Raw genomic sequence first — 21811 nt, forward strand, 5'->3', positions numbered from 1 at the left:
GCGTTTTAACAACAGTGAAATAAAATCTCAAATTTCTATTTTGAAACAGTTAGTAAAAGGTAATTTGCTCTAATTATCTAGTACAGCCCCAAATTTAATTTTGCATATTGATGATAAGCTGGCTCAACAACCGTTGAAATATGCCCAAATTCATACCCACCACAATACCGTTTTAGCATATAACATAGAACAAAACAAAGTTGTCGCCGTCCCCGAAGAAAGTCTGCATAACGGTTCGACCGTACCAGTTTACTTGTCTAGAAGCGTAAAACGGTACCAATACCCCAAAGCCTTTTTCTTTATCCGCCATCAAGGGAAAGTTTATTACCTGTATGCAAACCGATACGGGCATTTAGTGGTTTATGACTATGCGAAAGCGCAATTACTGGATGTTATTGAAAAAGGAAAAATCTTCATTCTTGCTTTGCAAGATAAAAACCTGACCGTCAAACCAAGCGGCGATGTATTATTGAACTCTCCGAACCAAGATAAATGGGAATTTCTTCAAGAAAATTTTGTTCATGAATTGCTGTAAATTTTTGATTGGAAAAATATCCGTTTCCCATAGATGAAACCGCGAGATTTTGCTGAACGTAAGCTCGAAATAAGCATTCCAAGTAACGCTTGATACATCAGTAACTTGCTCCCCCCCCGTGGGGGAGGGTTGGGGAGAGGGCTAAACGCAGATGGCTTAACCAATGTTTCCTTCTCCCAACCATTTGCCCTCTCTCTAACTCTCCCCCACGGGGGAGAGGACAGATGGTAGGAACTCCTAGCATTTCAGGCTGACTCAGGCGCTTATTAATCCTAAACTCACGTTACTTATCATCCATTCCCTTAATCTGAATTTTCAAGGTAACTTAAAATTGGCTAAATTCAAAAAACAACTCTACGGTATTAACCTACCCACTTTTGAAAAACAAATTGCAGCCAAATACCTCAATCCTGCCAAACTTGACTGCAAAACCGTTTCAGACGGCATTATCCTGCCCCTGCGCAAAACCGAGCTGCCTGCTACTGATGGTATTTACGAGGGTGGGGTATGCGATACGGATTTCAACTTTATCGCTGGTTATAAGCGTATCGACAACGGCCGTCCAAACAATTTTGAATGTATCCGCAGCTATAAGCCGTCGGCAGAAGTTGAAGTTTGCGATGAAGAAGTGGTGTTTGCGGGGATTACGTTTGCGCATTTCGGGCATTTTTTGGTGGAGACTTTTAACCGTCTGTGGTGGGTAATTCAAAATCAGGCATTTGATAAGAAAATTGTTTTTCTCAAAAACAAGGCGTTTGATTCTGATTTTTTGAAGCTGCTGACCTACACCGGTATTCCGCGGGAAAACATTATTTTCTTGGATAAGCCGACCCGTTTTAAAAAGGTTTATATACCCGACCAGTCTTTGTGCTACCTGAATTATTACCATCAAGAATATGCTCTGCCCTATCAGACGATTACAACCCAAATTCCGGCAGCCGGGCATAAGAAAATTTATCTTTCCCGCACGCAGTTCCGCAAAAAAGACTGTATCGGCGAAGAGTATTTCGAGCAGTTTTACCGCAATCAGGGCTATCACATCGTCTATCCCGAGCAGTTGGACATTACCGAGCAGATTGCCTTAATTTCGGGTGCGGACGAAATTGTCAGCACCATCGGTACGATTTCCCACTTGGCGCTGTTTGCCCATGAGGGCGCAAAAATCGTGACGCTTTTGCGGGCGCGCAATTATTTCAATATTCCGCAGGCAATTATCAATCAGGCCAAGGGATTGGATTACACTTTTGTCGATGCTACCTGCAATTTTCTACCGCACCGCTACTCTGCCAACTGCTATTACATTGGCCCGACACCGATGTGGCAGCGTTTTGTCAAAGCGGAATACGGCATAGATTTAAATATCGACTTTTTCGCTTATCTGAATTCTGACCAATCGCATATGGGCGATTATTTCAAACAGTGGCTCAAAATTTTCAGTAAGCCGCGTGATTTGAAGAAAATTCAGAATGATACAACACTCAATATCTTGAATACGCTGGAGCTGGCAACCGCCAATCAAGATACGCCGCTGCAAACTACAGTGGAAAAGCTGCAAAATGATTTGGGCGGCAATCAAGATTTGCGCAAAACGCTGTCGGGCAAAATTTTTAAATTTTCCCGTCAAAACAATTCCCACTTGCGGGTCATCGTTTTGGCAGACAGCGGCAGAATCGAGACGATTCAAGGCAATGCCAATGACAACGAAAGTTTTTGGGCGATTCGTGATAATGAATTGGTGTTTTTAAACATCAATAAGCAATTAACCAGCCGTTATTTCTATCTAAAAGAAACACCTGATGGCTATGAAGGCTTGGGCTATTATGAACCCAACCGTTCCATTATTTTTAAATTGGTAGAAGCAAAATTGGCTTAATGTTTCAGACGGCCTGATTTAGGCCGTCTGAATTTTTTAATGAATTTGCGGAATGCCACTATGTCAATACGCTATTTATTCCTGCCCGCACTCTTGTTGCCATTGTCGGCTTTGTCCGCCCAATGCACGCCATCGCAAATGGCAAGCTTGCAGCAGCAAATCTTGTCGCAGCTCAACCAGCCAGACGGTCGTCATGTGATTGCCGCGCCACTCAAGCAGGCCAATACGGTGCAGGCGATTGCCAGCGACAACCGACGTTCGGTACTTTATGCGGCTAAAGTGGTGAAGGCCAAGCCGGAAACGGTGGTGCTGACGGCTTACCGCTATGACGGCGGCAACACGCTGAAGCCGTGGCACATGTTTATGCCGTCTGAAAATCTCGGTCATCAGGGGCTAGCGGTGCAGCAAACGCATAATGGGATTTATTTTTGGGGCTCGCAAAGTTCGGCGGTGAAAAATTGGGGCTTTTATGTCATCCGTTTCCGTGTGGATTCAGACGGCCAAGTGGCTGATGTGACTCCGTTTCGCCTGTTTCCCGACAAAACCTACCGCAATGCGGGCAACACCACGCCAACGGTGTCTGCGGACAACCGCTATTTGATTGCGCGCGGCCGTTTGCAAGAAAAGGGCTACAGCGCCATCCACGTATTTGATTTAGCGGGCATATCGCCTGATTTGCCGCAGCCGCTGGCGGAATGGGCTTTACCGCCTTCGTTTACCGCCCATCATTATCCGTTTCAGGGCATGGCTTCAGACGGCCGTTTTGTGTATCTGATTTCGGGCGACGGCGATACGGGCTTTGATAAGCAAATGCTGATTTATACGCTGCAAGGTCAGCAGGTGTTTGCCACCGATAAGCTGCAAACGGGCAAGGCCGACGCGATGGCTACCGGCAAGGGGGAAAGCTGGGAGCCGGAAGGTTTGAATCTCATGCGCTTGGGGCAACGGGATTATCTGAATGTTTCCATCAATGCGGGCAATCCGGGGCGTCGTTCGACATTTATCTACCGCATTGCTTTGAGCCGTTTGCAACCCTTGCTGACGCAAGCAGCAGCCTGCGCCGAATAAGCAAATTCTTTGTATCACGATGAGGCCGTCTGAATTTTTTTCAGACGGCCTTTTTGTTACGCTAACGTGAGTTCGGGATAAACGTTTTAAATATTTTTATTGTTTTCAAGACCATACCACATTCCAACAAACAGAAAATCGTCAGATTTTCGTCATTAGCTGAGCAAGTCCGCTACGATACCCCCGCGTAGGAGGGAATCCAGAAGCCCAGCATTTCTATCATGTTTTCAAGATATCAGAAGCTCAAACGTCTGGATTCCCGCCTGCGCGGGAATGACGAATCCTCACGGATTCTGTCCGCAAGAAGAAACACGTTTCGGAAATTTAAAAAATATTCGTTCTGCTTACCCCAAACTCACGTTGCGCTAGCGTAAGCCGAATTAATCAAATTGGCATATTCATGTATAATTACACCCTCCTACATCATAATAAATATCGTCACACATGCGTTTGGAAAACCCTGCTACACACTACTCCTTACTGGCGGCCGTTATGCTGATAATGGTCGCTTTTCTGCTCTATCCGGCATATCTGCCGATGGCGGATTTGCCGCAACACGCCGCGCAAGTGGCGGCTTTGGATGATTTGCTCAAAGCGCGCAGTCCGTGGGCGGATATGCTGGTTTTGTATTGAGATACGCCGTATCTGACGACTTACGCCGTGTGGCTGCTGCTGTATCAGTTTTGCAGTATCACGCTGTCGGCGAAAATCATTGTGGCGCTGGTTTTTGTATTTTATCTGTTTGCCGCCGTCACCATGCGGCGGGCATTCGGCGGCAATGTCTTGACCGATTGGGTGGCGATGACCTGCTTTTTCGGCTTTGCCTTCCAAAGGGGCTTTATCAGTTTCCTCACCGGGATTCCGGTGGGTATGTTGCTGCTGACGGCGGCCAAGCGTTGGCTGGATGTGCGGCAGGGAAAATATTTGTGGCTGCTGACGCTGTTGGGCGTGTGGGCGTATTACAGCCATATTTTGACGTTTGCGCTGTTTTGCCTGCTCTCTTATCTGATTTTTCTGGCGGATTTTGCCAAGCTGACTTGGCGGCAGCGGGCGCTGTTTACCGCGCCTTTTCTGCTGTTTGCCACCATGCTGGGGCGCTATCTGCTGACGCCCGACCCCGAGCCGTTTTTGTATTACCCCGAAACTTGGGTTAATTACCCTCCGCTGCACAAGAGTCTTGAGCTGCTGGCTTTGCCGTGGCACATGTCGCAGGTCGCTTATTACGAAATTGCCGCCCTGCTGCTGTATGTCTTGCCGCCGTTTTTCGGCTGCCGCCTCAGTCGCGACAAACAGTGTTGGGCGCTGCTGGGCGGCTGTTTGGCGGTATGGTATGCCTTGCCGCACATCGGTTTTCAGACGGCCTTTATTTATCAGCGCTTCGGCATGTTTGTGCCGATATTTTGGTATCTGCTGTGGACAACGCCGGACGTGGACAAACGCAATGTCAGCGCGGCGCAGCTGGCGGCGGTGTTTTTCACGCTTTCCATCGCGGCTTTGCTGTTTAAGGTATATAGCAACAATGTCAAATTCGACCGTGCGTCGGCGGTGCATGATTTTCAGCAGATGGTGGCAGCCATGCCGTCTGAAAAACGGGTATTGGGCATGTTTGAACCGGCCTTGCAATCGGCGGACAACGGCCTGACCTCGCATATGGAATATTTGTATTTCCCCTTGTAGTATCAGGCGGAAAAACACGGCTGGGCGGATTACAACTTTGCTTCGGCGCATGCGATGGTGGTGCGCCTGAAAAACGAAACGCTGTATCCGCACTACGGCCGCAACCGTTCGCCCGACGCCGCCACGGTACAAAAACGCTTGGATTGCACGCCTTACGACTATCTGATGGTGCGCAGCCGCAAAGCGGCAACCGAATTGCAAACGCGTTTCCAAAGCAATCCGACCTGCCGCAATATGCGCTTGGATTTTCAGACGGCCGGCTGGCTGCTGTTTAAAAACGCGGGGGCTACGCCATGAGCGCCATCCGCCATACTTTTCCGCGCTATACCGTGGCAGGAATCGCCAATACGCTGCTGCACTGGTTGGCGCTCGGAATATTGGTGTCCGCCTGCGGCTGGCCGCATGCGCCGGCCAATCTGCTGGCTTTTTTCATTGCGGTCAGTTTCAGCTTTTGGCTGAATGCAAAATGGACGTTCCGCCGCCCTATGAGCAGCCGTCGCTATCTGGCATTTGTCGGCGTGATGGCGGCACTGGCGCTGTTTACCGGCTTACTGACCGATTATCTGCAATGGCCGGTAGCGGCAACGGCGGTGATGTTCTCCGCCGTCAGCTGGTTGGGTGGCTTTTTGGCGGCGCATTTTTGGGTGTTTCGTGACAATAAGGGGAAAACATGAAACTGTCTTTGGTTGTACCGGTGTTCAACGAGGAAGACACCATTCCGGCTTTTTATCAGGCCGTACGCACTTTCGATTATTTTCAGGACAAGCAGGTTGAAATCATTTTTATCAACGACGGCAGCCGCGACAATACCGAAGCCATGCTAAACATGATTGCGCTCTCCGACCCGCTGGTGACACCGCTGCACTTTACCCGCAATTTCGGCAAAGAAGCCACGCTGTTTGCCGGTTTGGAACATGCTTCGGGCGAGGCGGCCATTCCAATGGACGTGGATTTGCAAGACCCACTGAAAGTGATTCCGCAGATGGTGGAAAAATGGCAAAACGGCGCGGACATGGTCTTGGCCAAACGGATTGACCGCAGCGAAGACCATTGTTTCAAACGCTGAAGCGCGTCGCTATTTTATAAAATCCACAACCGCGTCAGCCGTCTGAAAATCGAAGAAAACGTGGGCGATTTCCGCCTGATTTCGCGGGAGGTGCTGGCGCACATCACCGCCCTGCCCGAACGCAATTTGTTTATGAAAGGCGTGTTGTCGTGGGCAGGCGGTCAGGTGGATGTTGTCAGCTACAAGCGGCCGCGCAGCGTGGCCGGTCAATCCAAATTCAACGGTTGGAAACTGTGGAATTTGGCCTTGGAAGGCATTACCGGCTTTTCCACGGCGCCGCTGCGCATTTGGACTTATCTCGGCTTGGCGGTGGCGGGTTCGGCATTTTGCTACGGGCTGTGGATTATCGTGCGCACGCTGGTTTTCGGCAGCGATGTAAAAGGTTATCCCTCGCTACTGGTTTCGATTTTGTTTCTCGGTGGCATTCAATTAATCGGTATCGGCACGCTGGGCGAATACATCGGCCGCATTTATTTAGAAACCAAGCAGCGGCCTCGCTATATTTTGAAAAATCCAAACAGCCGCCCGCCCCGCCAGGATTAACCGGCAAACCTTATCTTTATGTAAATCAGGCCGTCTGAAAATATTTTCAGACGGCCTTTTATCCGCTTTGGCGTACTTTTACCTGCTTTGCCTTGCCCGCCAGAGCAACTGCCGTTACCCTAAATGTTCTTGCAACTTCGAGAAGTCTTATGTCCCGATTAAACGCCCTTTTGCGCGGCATTGCCGTCTCTGCCCTGCTGCTGAGTGCCGCCGTATCGCAAGCCAAACCGTTTATCATCTACGACCGCATGGATTACATTGGCAAGCCCGATTTAACCCCCGACAAGCTGTCTAAGGTTTTTCTGATTTACGAAAGCGAGCTGGTCATGCCCGACCCGACCGGCAAGCGCGCCCACGGCGTATTGAATGAGAAACGCATCCGTGAGCTGGCCAAACAGTCTTACCGCGAAGGCTACCGCACCATTTCTACCGACATTGAAAGCTGGTTCAGCAAAAAAGACGGCCAAATCATGGAAGGCGATGAAATGCGCCGCCAATTTGCCCGCATGTATCAGATTTTCCGCGAAGAAAACCCGCGCACCTACATCGGCAACTACGGCATTCCGGGCGGCCATCTGAACGCCACCCGCTATTTCCGCGCCGACCAAAGCGAAGACGCCATCTTGAAAAAATGGCGCGAATCCATCCAACGACCACTGCCCACCGCCGCCATCAGCGACTACGCCAACCCCGTGTTCTACATCATGACGCCCGACATCGCGCAATGGGAAAAAGACATGAAAATCACGATGGACGAAATCAAAAAGCGTTTTCCGAATAAGAAAATCATCGGCTACCTGTGGCCGCAATATTATTCAGCCAAAGGCAGCCCGCATTTCAAACAGTTTATCGACGCCAAACGCTGGCGCCAAATGCTGGACATCAGCTACAAATACCTCGACGGCGTGATTATCTGGTCGGACAAGCGCGATGAACACGACAAAATCGTGCCGTGGACAGACCCGCGTATCCAAGCCATGATGACGGCCACCAAAGGCTTTATCGCCGCCCATCCGAAAGATATTGTGGTCGAAGGTTTGCAAAAACCGGCGGCGGTGAAATAAAGCGGACAGCCATTACCTAATACTTGCTGTTTGCCTACCATCACGCTACTCGATTAAAGGCAAGGCCGTCTGAAATATTTTCAGACGGCCTTTTTCTATTTTCACTCATCATCAACAAACAAAATATCAACCATATAAATGTATTACAGATGAACGATATACCGCTTATCCAAAATACCATACGTTTATTTTAAATATGATGGCATACCCCATTGTCTTGATATGATTCTCGAGTAGAAAATCGACCGATGAGTCGAATATCTTCACCGCTTATCACAAACAACGACTCAACCTAAATAATCTGGGGATTTACCATGTCTATTATTACCGTTTATTCCGGCACTACTGAATATGTTTCCGTTGGTGAAACCGTTTATCTTACCGTGACCGATGTTGACGGCAACACGGTTACCACAACCGCCACCGTGACTTCAGACGGCTCTTATGCATTCTCGGTTGATACCGAAAGCTTGACCGACGGCAAACTGGTGTTGACTGCGCTGACCACCGATGTCGAAGGCTATGATTTATCTGTGCAAGCTAATGTTATTCTCGACAACCTTGACGGTGCCATCAACAGCGTAATTACTTTCGACACGGCCAACAAGCAAGCCGACATTACCGGCAGCACCACCGATGTCCATTCCGGCGCCACCGTTACCATTACCCTGACCGACAGCGAAGGCCATACCGTTACCGCCACTACCACCGTGGCTTCAGACGGCACTTACGCCATCGACGACATCGACATCAGCAGCTTGACCGACGGTTCGGTGATCATCGCTACCGCTTCAACCGATAACAACGGCTACTCCGTCCGCGATAAGGATACAGATGAATTAGACCAAGTCCAAGGCGCCATTGACTCTGCCATTACCATCGACAATACAAACGCACAAGCCGACATTACCGGCAGCAGCACCGATGTGGCCGCCGGCAATACCGTTACCCTGATTATCGAAGACAGCGCAGGCAATACCGTTACCGCCACAGCCATCGTCTCTTCAAACGGCACTTACTCCGTTGACGATATCGACGTTAGCGGCTTGCAAGACGGTGACTTGACCGTGACCACTTTGGCAACCGACCGCAACGGCAATACCGTCAGCGATACCGACAGCGCCGTTTTGGATGCCGTAGCCGAAGGTTCGATTGAAATCGAAGCGGTTATTCCGAGCACCGACGGCGAAACCGTGACCGTATCCGGCTCTACTTCCAATGTCGCCGAAGGCCAAACCGTTACCATCACCTTGACCGACAACAGCGGTGAAACCTCTACCGCCACCGCTACCGTGGATGCCGACGGCAACTTCTCCGTGACCGTCGATGCCTCCGACCTGAGCTATGGCTCGGACAGCACCAATGCCTCATTAAACGCCAAAGCCGTCACTACCGACATCGGCGGCGGTTTGGTCTCCGATGAAGAGACTTACGGCGTTGCCATTCTGAACTACATGACCCGCTCGATTGTCAGCTCAGATGAAACCGCCACTTATGCCTCTTACCCGACCCACAGCACCAAATACACCACCACAACCGATGGTTCTTTAGGCTATCAAACCGGCGATGGTAACGATGTGGTCGTGGTGAAAAACTATGTGACCGGTCAATCCAAAATTTACACCTACGATGGTGACGATGTGGTCGCTGTCGGCACCAACATCGACTACTCTATCGTTGATTTGGGCGAAGGCGACAACACCTTAATCGTCGGCGCAGCCAATACGGTTGACGGTTACATCACCAACAAGAGCACCATTACCGCCGGTAGCGGCAATGATACCGTGTCTGTGCGCACCAACATCGACGCCAGCACCGTCAGCTTGGGCGAAGGCGACAACAGCCTGACCGTAGGCGGCTACATCACCAACAAATCCGTGATTACGTTTGGCGAAGGCAACGATACCGTAACCGTTGGTACCAATGTTGACTCCTCTACCCTGACTTTGGGCGACGGCGAAAATACGCTGACCGCAGGCGGCTATATTGTCAGCTCCACCATTACCGCAGGCAGCGGCAACGATACGGTCTATGCCGGTACCAATATCTCTTCGTCTAAAATTTCCCTTGGCGAAGGCGACAACAGCATTACCGCCAATAGTGGCTATATCGTCAGCTCTACCCTGACCGCAGGCAGCGGCGATGACACCGTCTATGCCGGTACCAATATCTCTTCATCTAAAATTTCTGTTGGCGAAGGCGATAATAGCGTGATTACCGACAACGGTTATATTGTGAGCTCCACCATTACCGCAGGTAGTGGCAACGATACGATCGGCGCAGGTACCAATATTGCCTCTTCTGTCTTGGAATTGGGCGACGGCCTGAACCTGATTTATGCCGACAATTACATCATCAACTCCACCATTACCACCGGTACGGACAACGATACCCTGTCTATCGGCACCAATTTGGCCAATTCGGTAGTCAGCTTGGGTGACGGCGACAACAGCATTGACATCGGCGGCTATGTTTCCGGCACGGCCACCAGCATTACCACCGGTTCGGGCAATGATGATGTTAGCATTGGCACCAATATTTCCGGCTCAGACATCAATTTGGGCGACGGTGACAATACCCTGAGCATCGGCGGCTATGTTTCCGGCTCGGCAGCCAGCGTGACCACAGGTTCAGGCGATGACGAAGTCAGCATTGGCTCAAATGTAGATGCTTCCAGCATTTCCTTGGGCGATGGTGAAAACGAACTGACCATCGGCGGTTCGGTTGTCGGCGCAGCCAAAATTTACTTTGGTTCGGATGACGACACCTTCTATTTGGGTGGAAACTTTGCCTCAGCCGCCACATTGAACATGGGCGATGGCGATGACAGCCTGATTCTGACAGGCAGCGGCCACAGCGTTTACCTGAACAATGTTCTGAATGTCGAAACCATCGACCTGACAGGTACCGGCAACAATACGCTGTATAACGTCAATGCCACCACCGTTGCAGCCAACGGCGGCGAGCTGACCATCAACGGTGACAGCGGCGATAAAGTCGATTTGGATTTGAAAACCTTTACCAACAGCGGTACAACTGAAATCGACGGCAACACCTACACCGTTTACACCTATGCAACAACCACTGACACCTATACCGTGTATATTGATTCCGATGTAACGGTAGTCTAAACCTTAGCGGAGAAATCCCTTTCTCCCTACTGAAAAGCGACACGCCCAAATATCATGTTTGGGCGTGTCGCTTTTTAGAACCTGTATTCATAAGATTGATAGATGGATTTTTGTTGGATAATCATACGAATACAAGGTGATATTTATGCAAATCTGGACGATTGGCGTAAAAGTCCAACGCAGTAGGCGTGTGATTAGACAATAAAAAGATGCTGTCGAGATGTTGTGAATACAGGTTCTTACAATTCAAACAGAGAAATAACCGCATACCGACAAAATCCATATCATCAAAAAAACAGCCCGACCATCAAGGCCGGGCTGTTTGTATGTTTAGTTTCAGTCCTTACGGGTTTCCACCAAAATCATCTCAACGGCAGCAATATCTGCCGTTTCCACTTTTGGGATGTCCGAACGGCGCAAACCGTGTACCACTTCCGGCTGCGCTTGCGCAGCATAAGCGGCTACTGCGGCGGGATCGGTTTCGACAAAGGTTAACCCATCCAAACCGGCAACGGCTTTTGCTACGGTATCTTGCGTCACAGAATCAACCGTTTGGGTATGGGTTTCCTCGACGGCAGCAACCGATACACTTGCGGTTTGTTGTGAAACCAACCCGCTTTCCATATCGGCCACTTCTTGCTCACCATTTTCAGACGGCACGGCAGTCATCGGCGAAAACTCATCCGCTGTTTCGATTGCCAAAACCGAAGTTACCGCAGCTACCGCTTTATCCACGGCCGAATCAATCACGGCACGCTCGTCAGCGGTGCTGTCTTCCAAATGGATGGCGGTGGCGCTATCTGCTTGCTCTTCGCTTTCGATGGCGAAGACCACCGGCGCAGATTCGGTTTCCGCAGGCTCCGGAATCACAATCACCAGCGGCTCATCGCTTGGCACTACGGCAACTTGAGCGGCTGCGTTATCTGCTTCCACTTGAACGGCCAACGGCTCCTGCTCGCCCTCTTCACCATACACATGCGCTACGGCGAAACGGACTTTGTCCGCAGCATCAGCAATATTCAGATACTGCTCGATTTTTTCGGCAGACGGAATATTGCGCTTTTTGCCGTTGTTGCGGCGGTCGCGCTGGTTGCGGTTGGCATTGTTACGCTCGCGGGGATTGCGGTTGCGCGGTTTCTCCGCATTTTCTACAACATCTGCCGTTTCTTGCTCAACCGTTTCAGCCACCATGCTGACATCAACGTCCGGCAGATTTTCCGCTTCCAATGCGTCCACGGCAGCCGTAACTTTATCCGCATTGCGGTTGCTACTGCGGCGGCGTTTATTGCCCTGCTCGCCGTCTTTGGCGTGTGCTTCGGCATTTTCAGACGGCATCAGGTTATCAGCAGTGCTGTCGGCCAATGCAGCCACGGCAACGGCGTTATCGCGCTCTTTAGCCTGCTCCTGCTTGCGTTCGTCGGCATTACGGTTACGGCTGTTGTTGCGGTTGCGGCTTTGGCGGTTTTCTTTGGCATTGTCCGCTTTGGCTTCATTGCGGCTGTCGGCGGCTTTGGCGGTTTTTTCCGCACCGACTTCCTGCACTTCCACTTTGCTACCGTCACGTTTGCTGTTGCGGCGCGGCTGCTGGCGGCGGTTGTTGCCGTTTGCCGGACGGCGGTTATTGCCGCTGCGGTTGTTGCCAGACGCAGCGCGTTTTTCGGTTTGCGCGCTTTCTTCGGTTTTTTCCGCTTCTGCTGCGGGTTTGCCGCCGAAAATACGACCCAACCAAGATTTGAAGGTATCCCACAAAGACTTCGGCTTGGCTTCTTCAGCCGTTACGGTCGGCGCGGGCTGGCTGTGTTTCAAACCCTTCACAGCCGGCTCAGGGCGGGCAGCTTTGGTTTTTTCAGCGGCAAACGGTTTGCTGCTTTCGTCTTCTTCCGGCTCGGCCACGCGTTTGTAGCTCGGTTCGCCGTCATCTTCCACATCATCAATGCGCACGCGGGTGATTTCGTAATGCGGATTTTCCAGATGGATATTCGGAATCAAGACCACAGACACATCCAAACGCTCCTCCAAACCGAACAGCTCGGCGCGTTTTTCGTTCAACAGAAAAGTCGCCACATCCACCGGCACTTGCGCGTGCACTTCGCCGGTGTTGTCTTTCATGGCTTCTTCTTGAATAACCCGCAACACGTGCAGCGCTGTGGACTCGATACCGCGAATCACGCCGGTGCCGGCACAGCGCGGACAGGCCACATGGCTGCTTTCGCCCAAAGCGGGTTTCAGGCGCTGGCGGCTCAATTCCAACAGGCCGAAACGCGACAGTTTGCCCATCTGCACACGCGCACGGTCTTTTTTCAGCGCGTCGCGCAACACGGTTTCCACATCGCGTTGGTGTTTGGGGTTTTCCATGTCGATGAAGTCGATAACCACCAAGCCGCCCAAGTCGCGCAGGCGCATTTGGCGGGCGACTTCTTCGGCTGCTTCCATATTGGTTTTGAAGGCGGTGTCTTCGATGTCGGCGCCGCGTGTGGCGCGGGCGGAGTTCACATCAATGGAAACCAGCGCTTCGGTGTGATCGATGACAATCGCGCCGCCGCTAGGCAGGCTGACGCTGCGCGAGAACGCGCTTTCAATCTGATGTTCGATTTGGAAACGGGAGAACAGCGGGGTATGGTCTTCGTAGAGTTTCAGACGGCCAACATTGCTCGGCATGACATAACTCATAAATTCAAAGACTTGGTCATACACTTCCTGATTATCCACCAGGATTTCGCCGATATCGTGGCGGTAGTAGTCGCGGATCGCGCGAATCAAGAGCGAGCTTTCCATAAACAGCAGATAGGGGTCGTGGTGCGCATTGCCCGCTTCCTCAATCGCCTGCCACAGTTGCAGCAGATAGTTTAAGTCCCACTCCATCTCTTCAACGCTGCGGCCGATACCGGCGGTACGCGCAATCACGCTCATGCCGCGCGGCACATCCAGCTGCGCCATCACTTCTTTGAGCTCTTGGCGCTCTTCGCCTTCAATCCGGCGCGATACGCCGCCGCCACGCGGGTTGTTCGGCATTAAGACCAGATAGCGACCGGCCAGGCTGATAAAGGTGGTCAGCGCCGCGCCTTTGTTACCGCGCTCGTCTTTTTCCACCTGCACGATGACTTCCATGCCCTCTTTGAGCACATCTTGAATGCGTGCGCGGCCGCCTTCGTAATCTTGAAAATAGCTGCGCGACACTTCCTTAAACGGCAAAAAGCCGTGGCGGTCGGTTCCGTAATCCACGAAACACGCTTCCAACGACGGCTCGATACGGGTAATCACACCCTTGTAAATATTGCCTTTGCGCTGTTCTTTACCCAGCGTTTCGATGTCCAAATCCAGCAGGTTTTGTCCATCGACAATCGCGACGCGCAGCTCTTCGGCCTGCGTCGCATTAAATAACATACGTTTCATGATGACCTCGAATGGGGCGGCTGTCTGCTTTTTCAGACGGCCTTCACCCCGTTTGGCACTCTCGAGGCGGGTGTATTTTCAAACCGAAACCCGATAAGCCGCTGCTTCCATATAAACGGAAACCTGCCGTTAAAACAGACAGTTCCAACAAGCCGGGCACATCGTTTCTTATGATTCCTATTTTTTAAAACCACAAAAAATCAGTTGATTGCCGCAAAACGCGGCCGGTTTGTACAACACGCTCAATAATCAGTTTTTGAATTTATCTTCCGCAGGGAGACATGCCGTCTGAAACAGCCATGTGCGGAATGAAACAGATAATCAGGTCATAAAGATCGAACGCTGCGCGGATACGCACAACGCCGCCTGAGTGCCGTCTTTCAAACACGTTCAGGCATAAACAGAATTTGCTTTGGCGGCAAATTCTTGGAATAGGTAGCCGTTCATCTTAATTATCAGCTTGCCGCATGGTTTGCAGGGCACGGAACTGCCGCGCCGTTTCTTGTACTTTTCATCGCAAACCGGCAAAAAATTCAAACTTAATTACACGCTCCCGCTTGCGGCTCAAGGAAAAATCCCAGCAAACGGAAGGAAATGCTTTGTAGAGTGCGTTTTTAATATAAAATCTCTTTTTACACAGTAAATCGTTTCCAATCATTGTTTTCAGACGACCTTTAGCAGGGCTTTCTGATGACGAAACGACTGTTCGGATTATAGAGAAAATGTACACAATAAGCAAAGATTCAGTCAGCCATATCCGCATTGAGGAACACGAAGCGGGGCAACGCCTTGATAACTATCTGATAAAAATCCTCAAAGGCGTGCCGAAAAGCCATATCCAGCGCATTATCCGCGCAGGCGAAGTGCGGCTGGACAAAAAACGCTGCAAACCCGACAGCCGCATTGAAGCGGGGCAAATCCTGCGCATTCCGCCCGTCCGCACTGCCGAGCGGCAAAGGCCGCACCACGGACAGGCTGCGCACTCCGAAACGCAAACCGCCCCCGCGCGTGAATTTGAAATCGTGTATGAAGACGACGCCCTGCTGGTAATCAACAAGCCCAGCGGCGTGGCGGTACACGGCGGCAGCGGCGTAAACTTCGGTGTCATCGAGCAAATCCGCCGCGCCCGTCCGCAAGCCAAATATTTGGAACTTGTGCACCGGCTGGACAAAGATACCAGCGGCTTGCTGATGATTGCCAAAAAACGCAGCGCCTTGGTCAAGCTGCACGAAATGCTGCGCAACGACCACCCGAAAAAAATCTACCTTGCCCTCGGCGTCGGCAAACTGCCCAACGACCGTTTCCACGTCAAACTGCCGCTGTTTAAATATACCGGTGCGCAAGGCGAAAAAATGGTGCGCGTGGCGGAAGGCGGCCAGTCAGCGCATACGATTTTCCGCGTATTAAACCGTTTTTCAGATGGCCTTTTGCACCAAATCGGCCTGTCTGCGCTGACCTACGTCGAGGCCACCCTGAAAACCGGCCGCACCCACCAAATCCGCGTGCATATGCAGTCGCAAGGCTGCCCGATTGCGGGCGATGAGCGTTACGGCGATTATCAGGCCAACAAGCGTTTGCAGAAAATCGGTTTGAAACGGATGTTTCTGCACGCTTCCGAGCTGCATTTAGACCACCCGCTGACAGGCGAAAAGCTGGTTTTGAAAGCGGAGCTGCCGTCTGAATTGCAGCAGGTTTTGATGGTATTGGAACATCAGGATAAATCCGCATAACCTGAAAATAAGGCCGTCTGAAAATCATTCGTCATTCATTAAGGAAGGAATCTGACATGAAACCCAAACTCATCATCTTCGATTGGGACGGCACCCTCGCCGATACCACCAATCCGATTATTTCAACCTTCCAAGCCAGTTTTCAAGAATGCGCCCTGCCCGCCCCCGACAGCGAGCAGATTCGCGGCTTAATCGGCTACAACCTACCCACCATCATCCGCCATCTTGCCCCCGATTTGGGCGAACGTGCGCGCGAGGAGTTGGCGGAAGTATATGCGGCGCATTACCTCAACCCCAACAACCGCAATATGAAACTGTTTGACAGCGCTATCCCCTGCCTGCAAACCTTAAAAGCACAAGGCTACTGGCTCGCCGTCGCCACCGGCAAAGGACGCACCGGCCTCGACAACGCCATTGCCCAAACCGGCACGGCCGATTTCTGGCTCGCCACCACCTGCGCCAGCGAGCAGCCTTCCAAACCCGCACCGGACATGGTATTCAAACTGTGCGACGAACTGGGCTTGAGGCCGTCTGAAACATTGGTGGTCGGCGACACCACGCATGATTTGGAAATGGCTGCCAACGCAGGCGCACCGGCCGTAGCCGTGGCCACCGGCGCCCACACCGCTGAGCACCTGCAAACCGCGCCGCATTTGGCCATTTTGCATGATTTGTCGGAATTGCCGGATTTTCTAGCCGGTTTGTCTTAAACGCTGTTGATACAACCGGCATAATGTTGGTTCAATACCAACTATAAAATTTCAGACGGCCTGAATCTGCTGCCCTTATTGAGGCCGTCTGAATAAAAAAACACCCCCGAATTTTGCATTCGGGGGTGTTTTGACAAGCTGCTATCGCATTAGCAAGCCGGTGCAGCGGCGGCATCTTGCTGGTCTTGGAAGTTTTGCGTGAAACTACCTGACCAACAGCCTTGTGCGCTGTAAGAATAATCGCCACAACTTTGTGCGCTGGAGAAGCTGCCGGAGAAAGAAGCTTTACTGCTGCTTTGGCTGCTGTAATCGTTGCAACTGTCATTTGAGCCCCATACGCTGTTGCTGGAACCGAAGTCCAACACTTCACAACTGGAGACTTTGCTAACCAAGCTGGTTTTGCCGCCAAATGAAGTCTTGCTGCTGTAAGAATCATGACGGCTGTAAGCGTAATCGTAGCTGTCGTAGCAATCATAGCTGCTGCTGAAGAACTTACTATAACTGCTTGATTTTCCGTCAAATGATGTTTTACTGCTGTAAGAATCATGACGGTCGTAGCTGTGGCTCTCATAGCCATAATCGCAACTATTGTAGCCGAATGATTTGCCAAACGACGAATGATCGCCAAACGAACCTTTGCTGCCGTACTGATGGCTGCTCTCGTAACCGTAATCATAGCCGCAGGAATCGGCATAACCGTAGCTGTGCTTGCCGTGACCGTAGTCGAAACCTTTGTGACCTTTAAAGGAATCTTGCGCATCCGGGCGACAACCATCGTAGCTAATCACGCAGTTGTCAAAGAAGCCGAACCCGCCTTTAAACGGAGGATTAGACGGTTTTACATGCTGCTGCCAATCATCGCAGGCATCGTTTTGAGGCGGTTGGCAATGATCGGAAACAACTGGCTCGCAGGTATTGTCATTGTCACCCGGCACAACATCATCAACAGCATCCAATGTCGCCGTATCCACATCGCTGACTGTATGGCTGTTGTTGTCTGTTACGGCAGTATCAACCGTCAACTCGCCGTCAGTCAGATTACCAACATCAATGTTATCCGCAGTATAGGTGCCGTCTGAAGCCACAGTTGCCGTAGCCGTTACCGTATTGCTCTCGCTGTCGGTAATGGTCAGCGTTACCGTGCTACCGCCGGCCACATCGGTGGTGCTACCGGTAATGTCAATTTGCGCATTGTCATCATCCACCGTCACGCTGCTATCCACCGCACCAGCTACAACGTCTAACTCTGCTGTATCGGTATCAGTTACAGTATTGCCATTATTGTCTGTGGTGGCAGTATCCACAGTCAAATCGCCATCAGTCAGACTGCTGGTATCAATATCTTGAACGCTGTAAGTGCCATCTGAAGCAACGGTTGCCGTTGCAGTTACCGTATTACCTTCACTATCGGTAATAGTCAGGGTCACGGTACTGCCGGTAGCGACGTCGGTCGTGCTACCAGTAATATCAATTTGGGCATTGTCGTTATCCACAGTAACACTGCTATCTACCGCTCCTGCTACGGCATCCAGTTCTGCTGTATCTGTATCAGTAATGGTATTACCGTTGTTATCAACAGCCTCAGTAGTCACGGTCAAAGCACCATCGCTCAAACTGCTCACATCAATATCTTGAACGCTGTAAGTGCCATCTGAAGCCACAGTTGCAGTTGCAGTTACTGTATTACCTTCGCTATCGGTAATGGTCAGGGTAACTGTGCTGCCGGTAGCGACGTCAGTCGTGCTGCCGGTAATGTCAATTTGGGCGTTATCATCATCCACAGTCACGCTGGAATCAATCACGGATTCGACCTGATCCAATTCTGCAGTCTCTTCATCAGTCACCGTATTATCATTGTTATCTTCAGAAACCGTGACAATGACAACAGAACCATCTGTTAAATCACCAGTATCCACAGTAACACTGTAAGTACCATCTGAATCTACGGTTGTGGTAGCGGTTACGGTATTACCGTCGCTATCAGTCAAGGTAACTGTAACGGTGGTACCTTCATGCACATCGGTTGTTGAACCGGTAACTGTCGCAGTTTCGCTTGAGCTGTCAAATGTGACTGTACTATCAATGCCACCATCAACATTATCCAATACGACTTTAGTCGTTACTGTCAACTCATAACCCTCAATATCGGTCGTAACAGCCGTCAAAGTAAGTTTGCCGTCCGTCAAACTTTCCGTATCTACGGCAAAAGAGTAAGAGCCATCACTGGCTACCGTGGCCGTAGCCGTAACAGTATTGCCGTCAACATCAGTAACTGTAAGATAAACTGTTTCGCCAGCTGCAACGTCAACAGTGGAACCAGGATAAACCGTAATAATAGACATAATGAGACCCCAAATTTAGATATTTTTAGTGAGTGGATAACAAATTAAGCAGAAGTATGTTTTTAGATAAAATATTTATTAAAACTGTTTTGTTCTGATCTGCTGCTTAGAATAATTTACGCGTTAATCATAACAACCCTACCCATACCTGCTGAAAGTTCCCTCCCAACGGTATTATTTCCCTTCAGGCGGTAGTGTTTTTCTTCAAAAAGTGTCAAAGATTTGATACACCTACCCATTTAATTAGATTTAATTTTTGAAGAAAAATTCAGTACTATTTTAATTTTTCAAATACCTTATTGATTAAATTATATTTTTAAAATCAAAATATTCCGTTGAACTTATGCCTATTTTATAAATCATCCTACGGATAAAATAACATCCTACTTGCCACCATATTGACGCTCTTTTCAGACGGCCTATCTTCGCAAAAAAGCCCCCGCAAGAATTCTTTGCGGGGGCTTCATTAAAACAGCATTCGCTGTTTATACCAGAGCTTTAGTAAACGGTTACATCAGATTCAATATAAACCGTGTAAGTCGTACTACTGCTATCGGTGTAGGTGTAAACGGTATAAGTCGTACCATCCACTTCGGTTGTACCGCTTTCGGTGAAGGTTTCCAAATCCAAGTCAACCGAGTCACCGCTGTCACCATTGATATACAACGTTGCATTATTGGCAGCCAAAGTAGTGGCGTTCACATTTGTCAACGTATTGTCACCGGTACCAGTCAGGTCGATGTAATCGATATCGGTCAAATCAGCCAGGCTGACAGTTTCACCCGAACCAGCAACAATATATTCATCTGTTACTTGGTCGATTTCGACTGTATCGCTATCGGTTACTGTTTCACCGTTATGGTCGGTAGATTCAGTGGTTACTGTGGCATCACCATCATCCAAAGATGAGGTATCCATTGTGGTGCTATACGAGCCGTCTGAATCCACAGTAGCGGTTGCAGTAACTGTCGTACCATCGCTATCGCTAATGGTAATGCTGACTGTCGTACCTTCTCCAACATCCGTTGCCGTACCTTCGATTGTCACGGAAGATGTACTGCTGTCTGCAGTTACCTCGCTATCAATCGCACCGTCAATCGCATCCAACACATTGGTGTAAGTGTCGGATATTGTGTAACCGTTGTTATCGGTTACCGTTGAGGTGACGGTAACGGAACCATCAGTCAACTCGTCAATATACGTACTGGCAGAGTAGTGACCTGATGAATCCACAGTAGTCGTCACAGTGACGGTATTACCTTCGCTGTCTTCAATCGTAATGGTTACAGTCGTACCAGCCGCCACATCAGTAGTCGAACCGGTAATACGTTCATAAGCATTATGACCTGAAGACTCAATAAGCGCCAGAGTCGAGTATCGAACGCTCGATGACATGTCGATTGCGCTATCAACCGCATCCAACGGATCGGTTTCACTCGCAGTCACGGTTTCATCATTGTTGTCGGTGGTAATGGCCTCAGTGGTAATGGTGCCGTCGGTCAGGCTGCTGACATCAACTGCGTTCTCGACCACGTAAGTGCCGTCTGAAGCCACAGTAGCCGTAGCAGTAACAGTATTGCCTTCACTGTCGGTCAGAACCAAAGTCACCGTAGAGCCTGCTGCAACGTCGGTAGTCGAACCGGTAATGGTTACCGTAGCCGTATCGTCATCCACCAGAGCAACCACGCTGATACCGCCGTCGATAGCATCCAACTCATCCGTATCGGTAGCAGAGATACTGTTGCCGTTGTTGTCTTCAACAGTGGCCGTTGTATCCAATTCACCATCGGTCAGGCTGGAAACATCCGCTGTGAGGCTGTATGTACCGTCAGTCGCTACTGTTGCAGTAGCAGTGACAGTATTGCCTTCGCTGTCGGTCAGGGTCACGGTTACCACAGAACCCGCAGCCACATCGGTGGTTGCACCGCTGACAGATACTGTGCTGCTGTTTTCTGTCGTTACGGTATTCACGGTAATCGCACTTTCTACCTGGTCGATTTCAACGGTATCGACATCGGTTACAACCGTACCGGTACTATCGGTGGTTTCGGTATCAACGGTGACGTCACCATCAGTCAAGCCGGAAGTATCCACGGTTACAGCGTAATTGCCGTCTGAATCAACCGTAGCCGTTGCAGTCACGCTATTACCTTCGCTGTCGGTCAAGGTCAAGGTCACGGTCGCACCATTAGACACATCGGTAGTCGAGCCGGTAATAGTAACCGTCTCATCATCGCCGTTTGCCGTTGCCGTTGTATCAACCGCACCGTCAACTGCATCCAATGTCGCCGTATCTGTATCTGTTACCAACTCACCATTGTTGTCGGTTACAGCGGTATCAACCGTAATCGAACCATCAGTCAAACTAGAAGCATCCACATCCACAGAGTAAGTGCCGTCTGAAGCCACGGTAGCCGTAGCGGTCACGGTATTGCCTTCGCTGCCGGTCACGGTCAAGGTCACGGTTTCGCCGGTCGCTACATCAGTAGTTGAACCTGTGATATTCACGGTCGCGCTATCCTCAGTAGTCGTCACGCCAGAGTCCACTGCGCCGTCCACGGCATCCAACTCGGCAGTGTCCGTATCGGTCACGGTCTCGCCGTTGTTGTCTACCACGGCGGTGTCCACGGTGATGTCGCCATCGGTCAGCTCGCCGGCGTCGGCGGTCACGCTGTAGGT

The 21811-nt window shown here is 50.5% G+C and carries 16 protein-coding genes; 13 read left to right on the forward strand and 3 right to left on the reverse strand.

Translation table 11 applies throughout. The features are described from left to right. Positions 1–100 precede the first annotated feature (100 nt). The 11 genes from J2T37_RS10380 (at position 101) to J2T37_RS10430 (ending at position 10957) form a co-directional block, all read left to right on the forward strand. Positions 101–535, forward strand: a complete 435-nt coding sequence (locus tag J2T37_RS10380) for a hypothetical protein (protein ID WP_253355673.1) — start codon at positions 101–103, stop codon at positions 533–535. A 331-nt stretch (positions 536–866) separates the two neighbouring features. Continuing rightward, positions 867–2408, forward strand: a complete 1542-nt coding sequence (locus J2T37_RS10385) for a glycosyltransferase family 61 protein (protein WP_253355674.1) — start codon at positions 867–869, stop codon at positions 2406–2408. Positions 2409–2468: 60 nt separating this feature from the next. Next, on the forward strand, positions 2469–3476 hold the full coding sequence (locus J2T37_RS10390; RefSeq protein ID WP_253355675.1) for a phage baseplate protein: 1008 nt from the start codon (positions 2469–2471) through the stop codon (positions 3474–3476). Positions 3477–3968: 492 nt separating this feature from the next. Next, positions 3969–4109, forward strand: coding sequence for a hypothetical protein (locus tag J2T37_RS10395; protein WP_253355677.1), 141 nt, complete (start codon positions 3969–3971; stop codon positions 4107–4109). 27 nt (positions 4110–4136) lie between these two features. Further along, positions 4137–5153 (forward strand): hypothetical protein, encoded by a 1017-nt coding sequence (locus tag J2T37_RS10400; RefSeq protein WP_253355679.1) that lies wholly within the window; start codon positions 4137–4139, stop codon positions 5151–5153. A 54-nt stretch (positions 5154–5207) separates the two neighbouring features. Beyond that, positions 5208–5450, forward strand: a complete 243-nt coding sequence (locus J2T37_RS10405; RefSeq protein WP_253355681.1) for a hypothetical protein — start codon at positions 5208–5210, stop codon at positions 5448–5450. Then, positions 5447–5827 (forward strand): GtrA family protein, encoded by a 381-nt coding sequence (locus J2T37_RS10410; RefSeq protein ID WP_253355683.1) that lies wholly within the window; start codon positions 5447–5449, stop codon positions 5825–5827. The genes J2T37_RS10405 and J2T37_RS10410 overlap by 4 nt, the downstream gene beginning before the upstream one ends. Continuing rightward, positions 5824–6219 carry a glycosyltransferase family 2 protein gene (locus J2T37_RS10415; RefSeq protein WP_253355685.1) on the forward strand — a complete coding sequence of 132 codons (396 nt, stop codon included), beginning with the start codon at positions 5824–5826 and terminating at the stop codon, positions 6217–6219. The genes J2T37_RS10410 and J2T37_RS10415 overlap by 4 nt, the downstream gene beginning before the upstream one ends. A gap of 60 nt (positions 6220–6279) precedes the next feature. Beyond that, positions 6280–6762 (forward strand): hypothetical protein, encoded by a 483-nt coding sequence (locus tag J2T37_RS10420; protein ID WP_253355687.1) that lies wholly within the window; start codon positions 6280–6282, stop codon positions 6760–6762. Positions 6763–6911: 149 nt separating this feature from the next. Next, positions 6912–7826: a hypothetical protein gene (locus J2T37_RS10425; protein ID WP_253355689.1), complete on the forward strand. Its 915-nt coding sequence runs from the start codon at positions 6912–6914 to the stop codon at positions 7824–7826. A 314-nt stretch (positions 7827–8140) separates the two neighbouring features. After that, a complete protein-coding gene (locus tag J2T37_RS10430; RefSeq protein WP_253355692.1) occupies positions 8141–10957 on the forward strand; it encodes a beta strand repeat-containing protein in 2817 nt (938 codons plus the stop codon). A 336-nt stretch (positions 10958–11293) separates the two neighbouring features. On the opposite strand, the gene J2T37_RS10435 is transcribed toward J2T37_RS10430, so the two are convergent. Beyond that, positions 11294–14350, reverse strand: coding sequence for an Rne/Rng family ribonuclease (locus tag J2T37_RS10435; protein ID WP_253355694.1), 3057 nt, complete (start codon positions 14348–14350; stop codon positions 11294–11296). 722 nt (positions 14351–15072) lie between these two features. Between J2T37_RS10435 and J2T37_RS10440 the strand changes: the two genes are divergently transcribed. Further along, positions 15073–16080 carry an RluA family pseudouridine synthase gene (locus J2T37_RS10440; protein WP_253355696.1) on the forward strand — a complete coding sequence of 336 codons (1008 nt, stop codon included), beginning with the start codon at positions 15073–15075 and terminating at the stop codon, positions 16078–16080. Between the two features lie 56 nt (positions 16081–16136). Further along, positions 16137–16790 carry an HAD-IA family hydrolase gene (locus tag J2T37_RS10445; protein WP_253355698.1) on the forward strand — a complete coding sequence of 218 codons (654 nt, stop codon included), beginning with the start codon at positions 16137–16139 and terminating at the stop codon, positions 16788–16790. Positions 16791–16939: 149 nt separating this feature from the next. On the opposite strand, the gene J2T37_RS10450 is transcribed toward J2T37_RS10445, so the two are convergent. Both J2T37_RS10450 and J2T37_RS10455 read right to left on the reverse strand, forming a co-directional pair. Continuing rightward, positions 16940–18955 (reverse strand): hypothetical protein, encoded by a 2016-nt coding sequence (locus J2T37_RS10450; protein ID WP_253355700.1) that lies wholly within the window; start codon positions 18953–18955, stop codon positions 16940–16942. Positions 18956–19630: 675 nt separating this feature from the next. Continuing rightward, a partial coding sequence (locus tag J2T37_RS10455; protein ID WP_253355702.1) for a beta strand repeat-containing protein occupies positions 19631–21811 on the reverse strand: 2181 nt, incomplete at its 5' end.

Source organism: Neisseria perflava (assembly GCF_024170405.1).
Lineage (GTDB): Bacteria > Pseudomonadota > Gammaproteobacteria > Burkholderiales > Neisseriaceae > Neisseria > Neisseria perflava_B.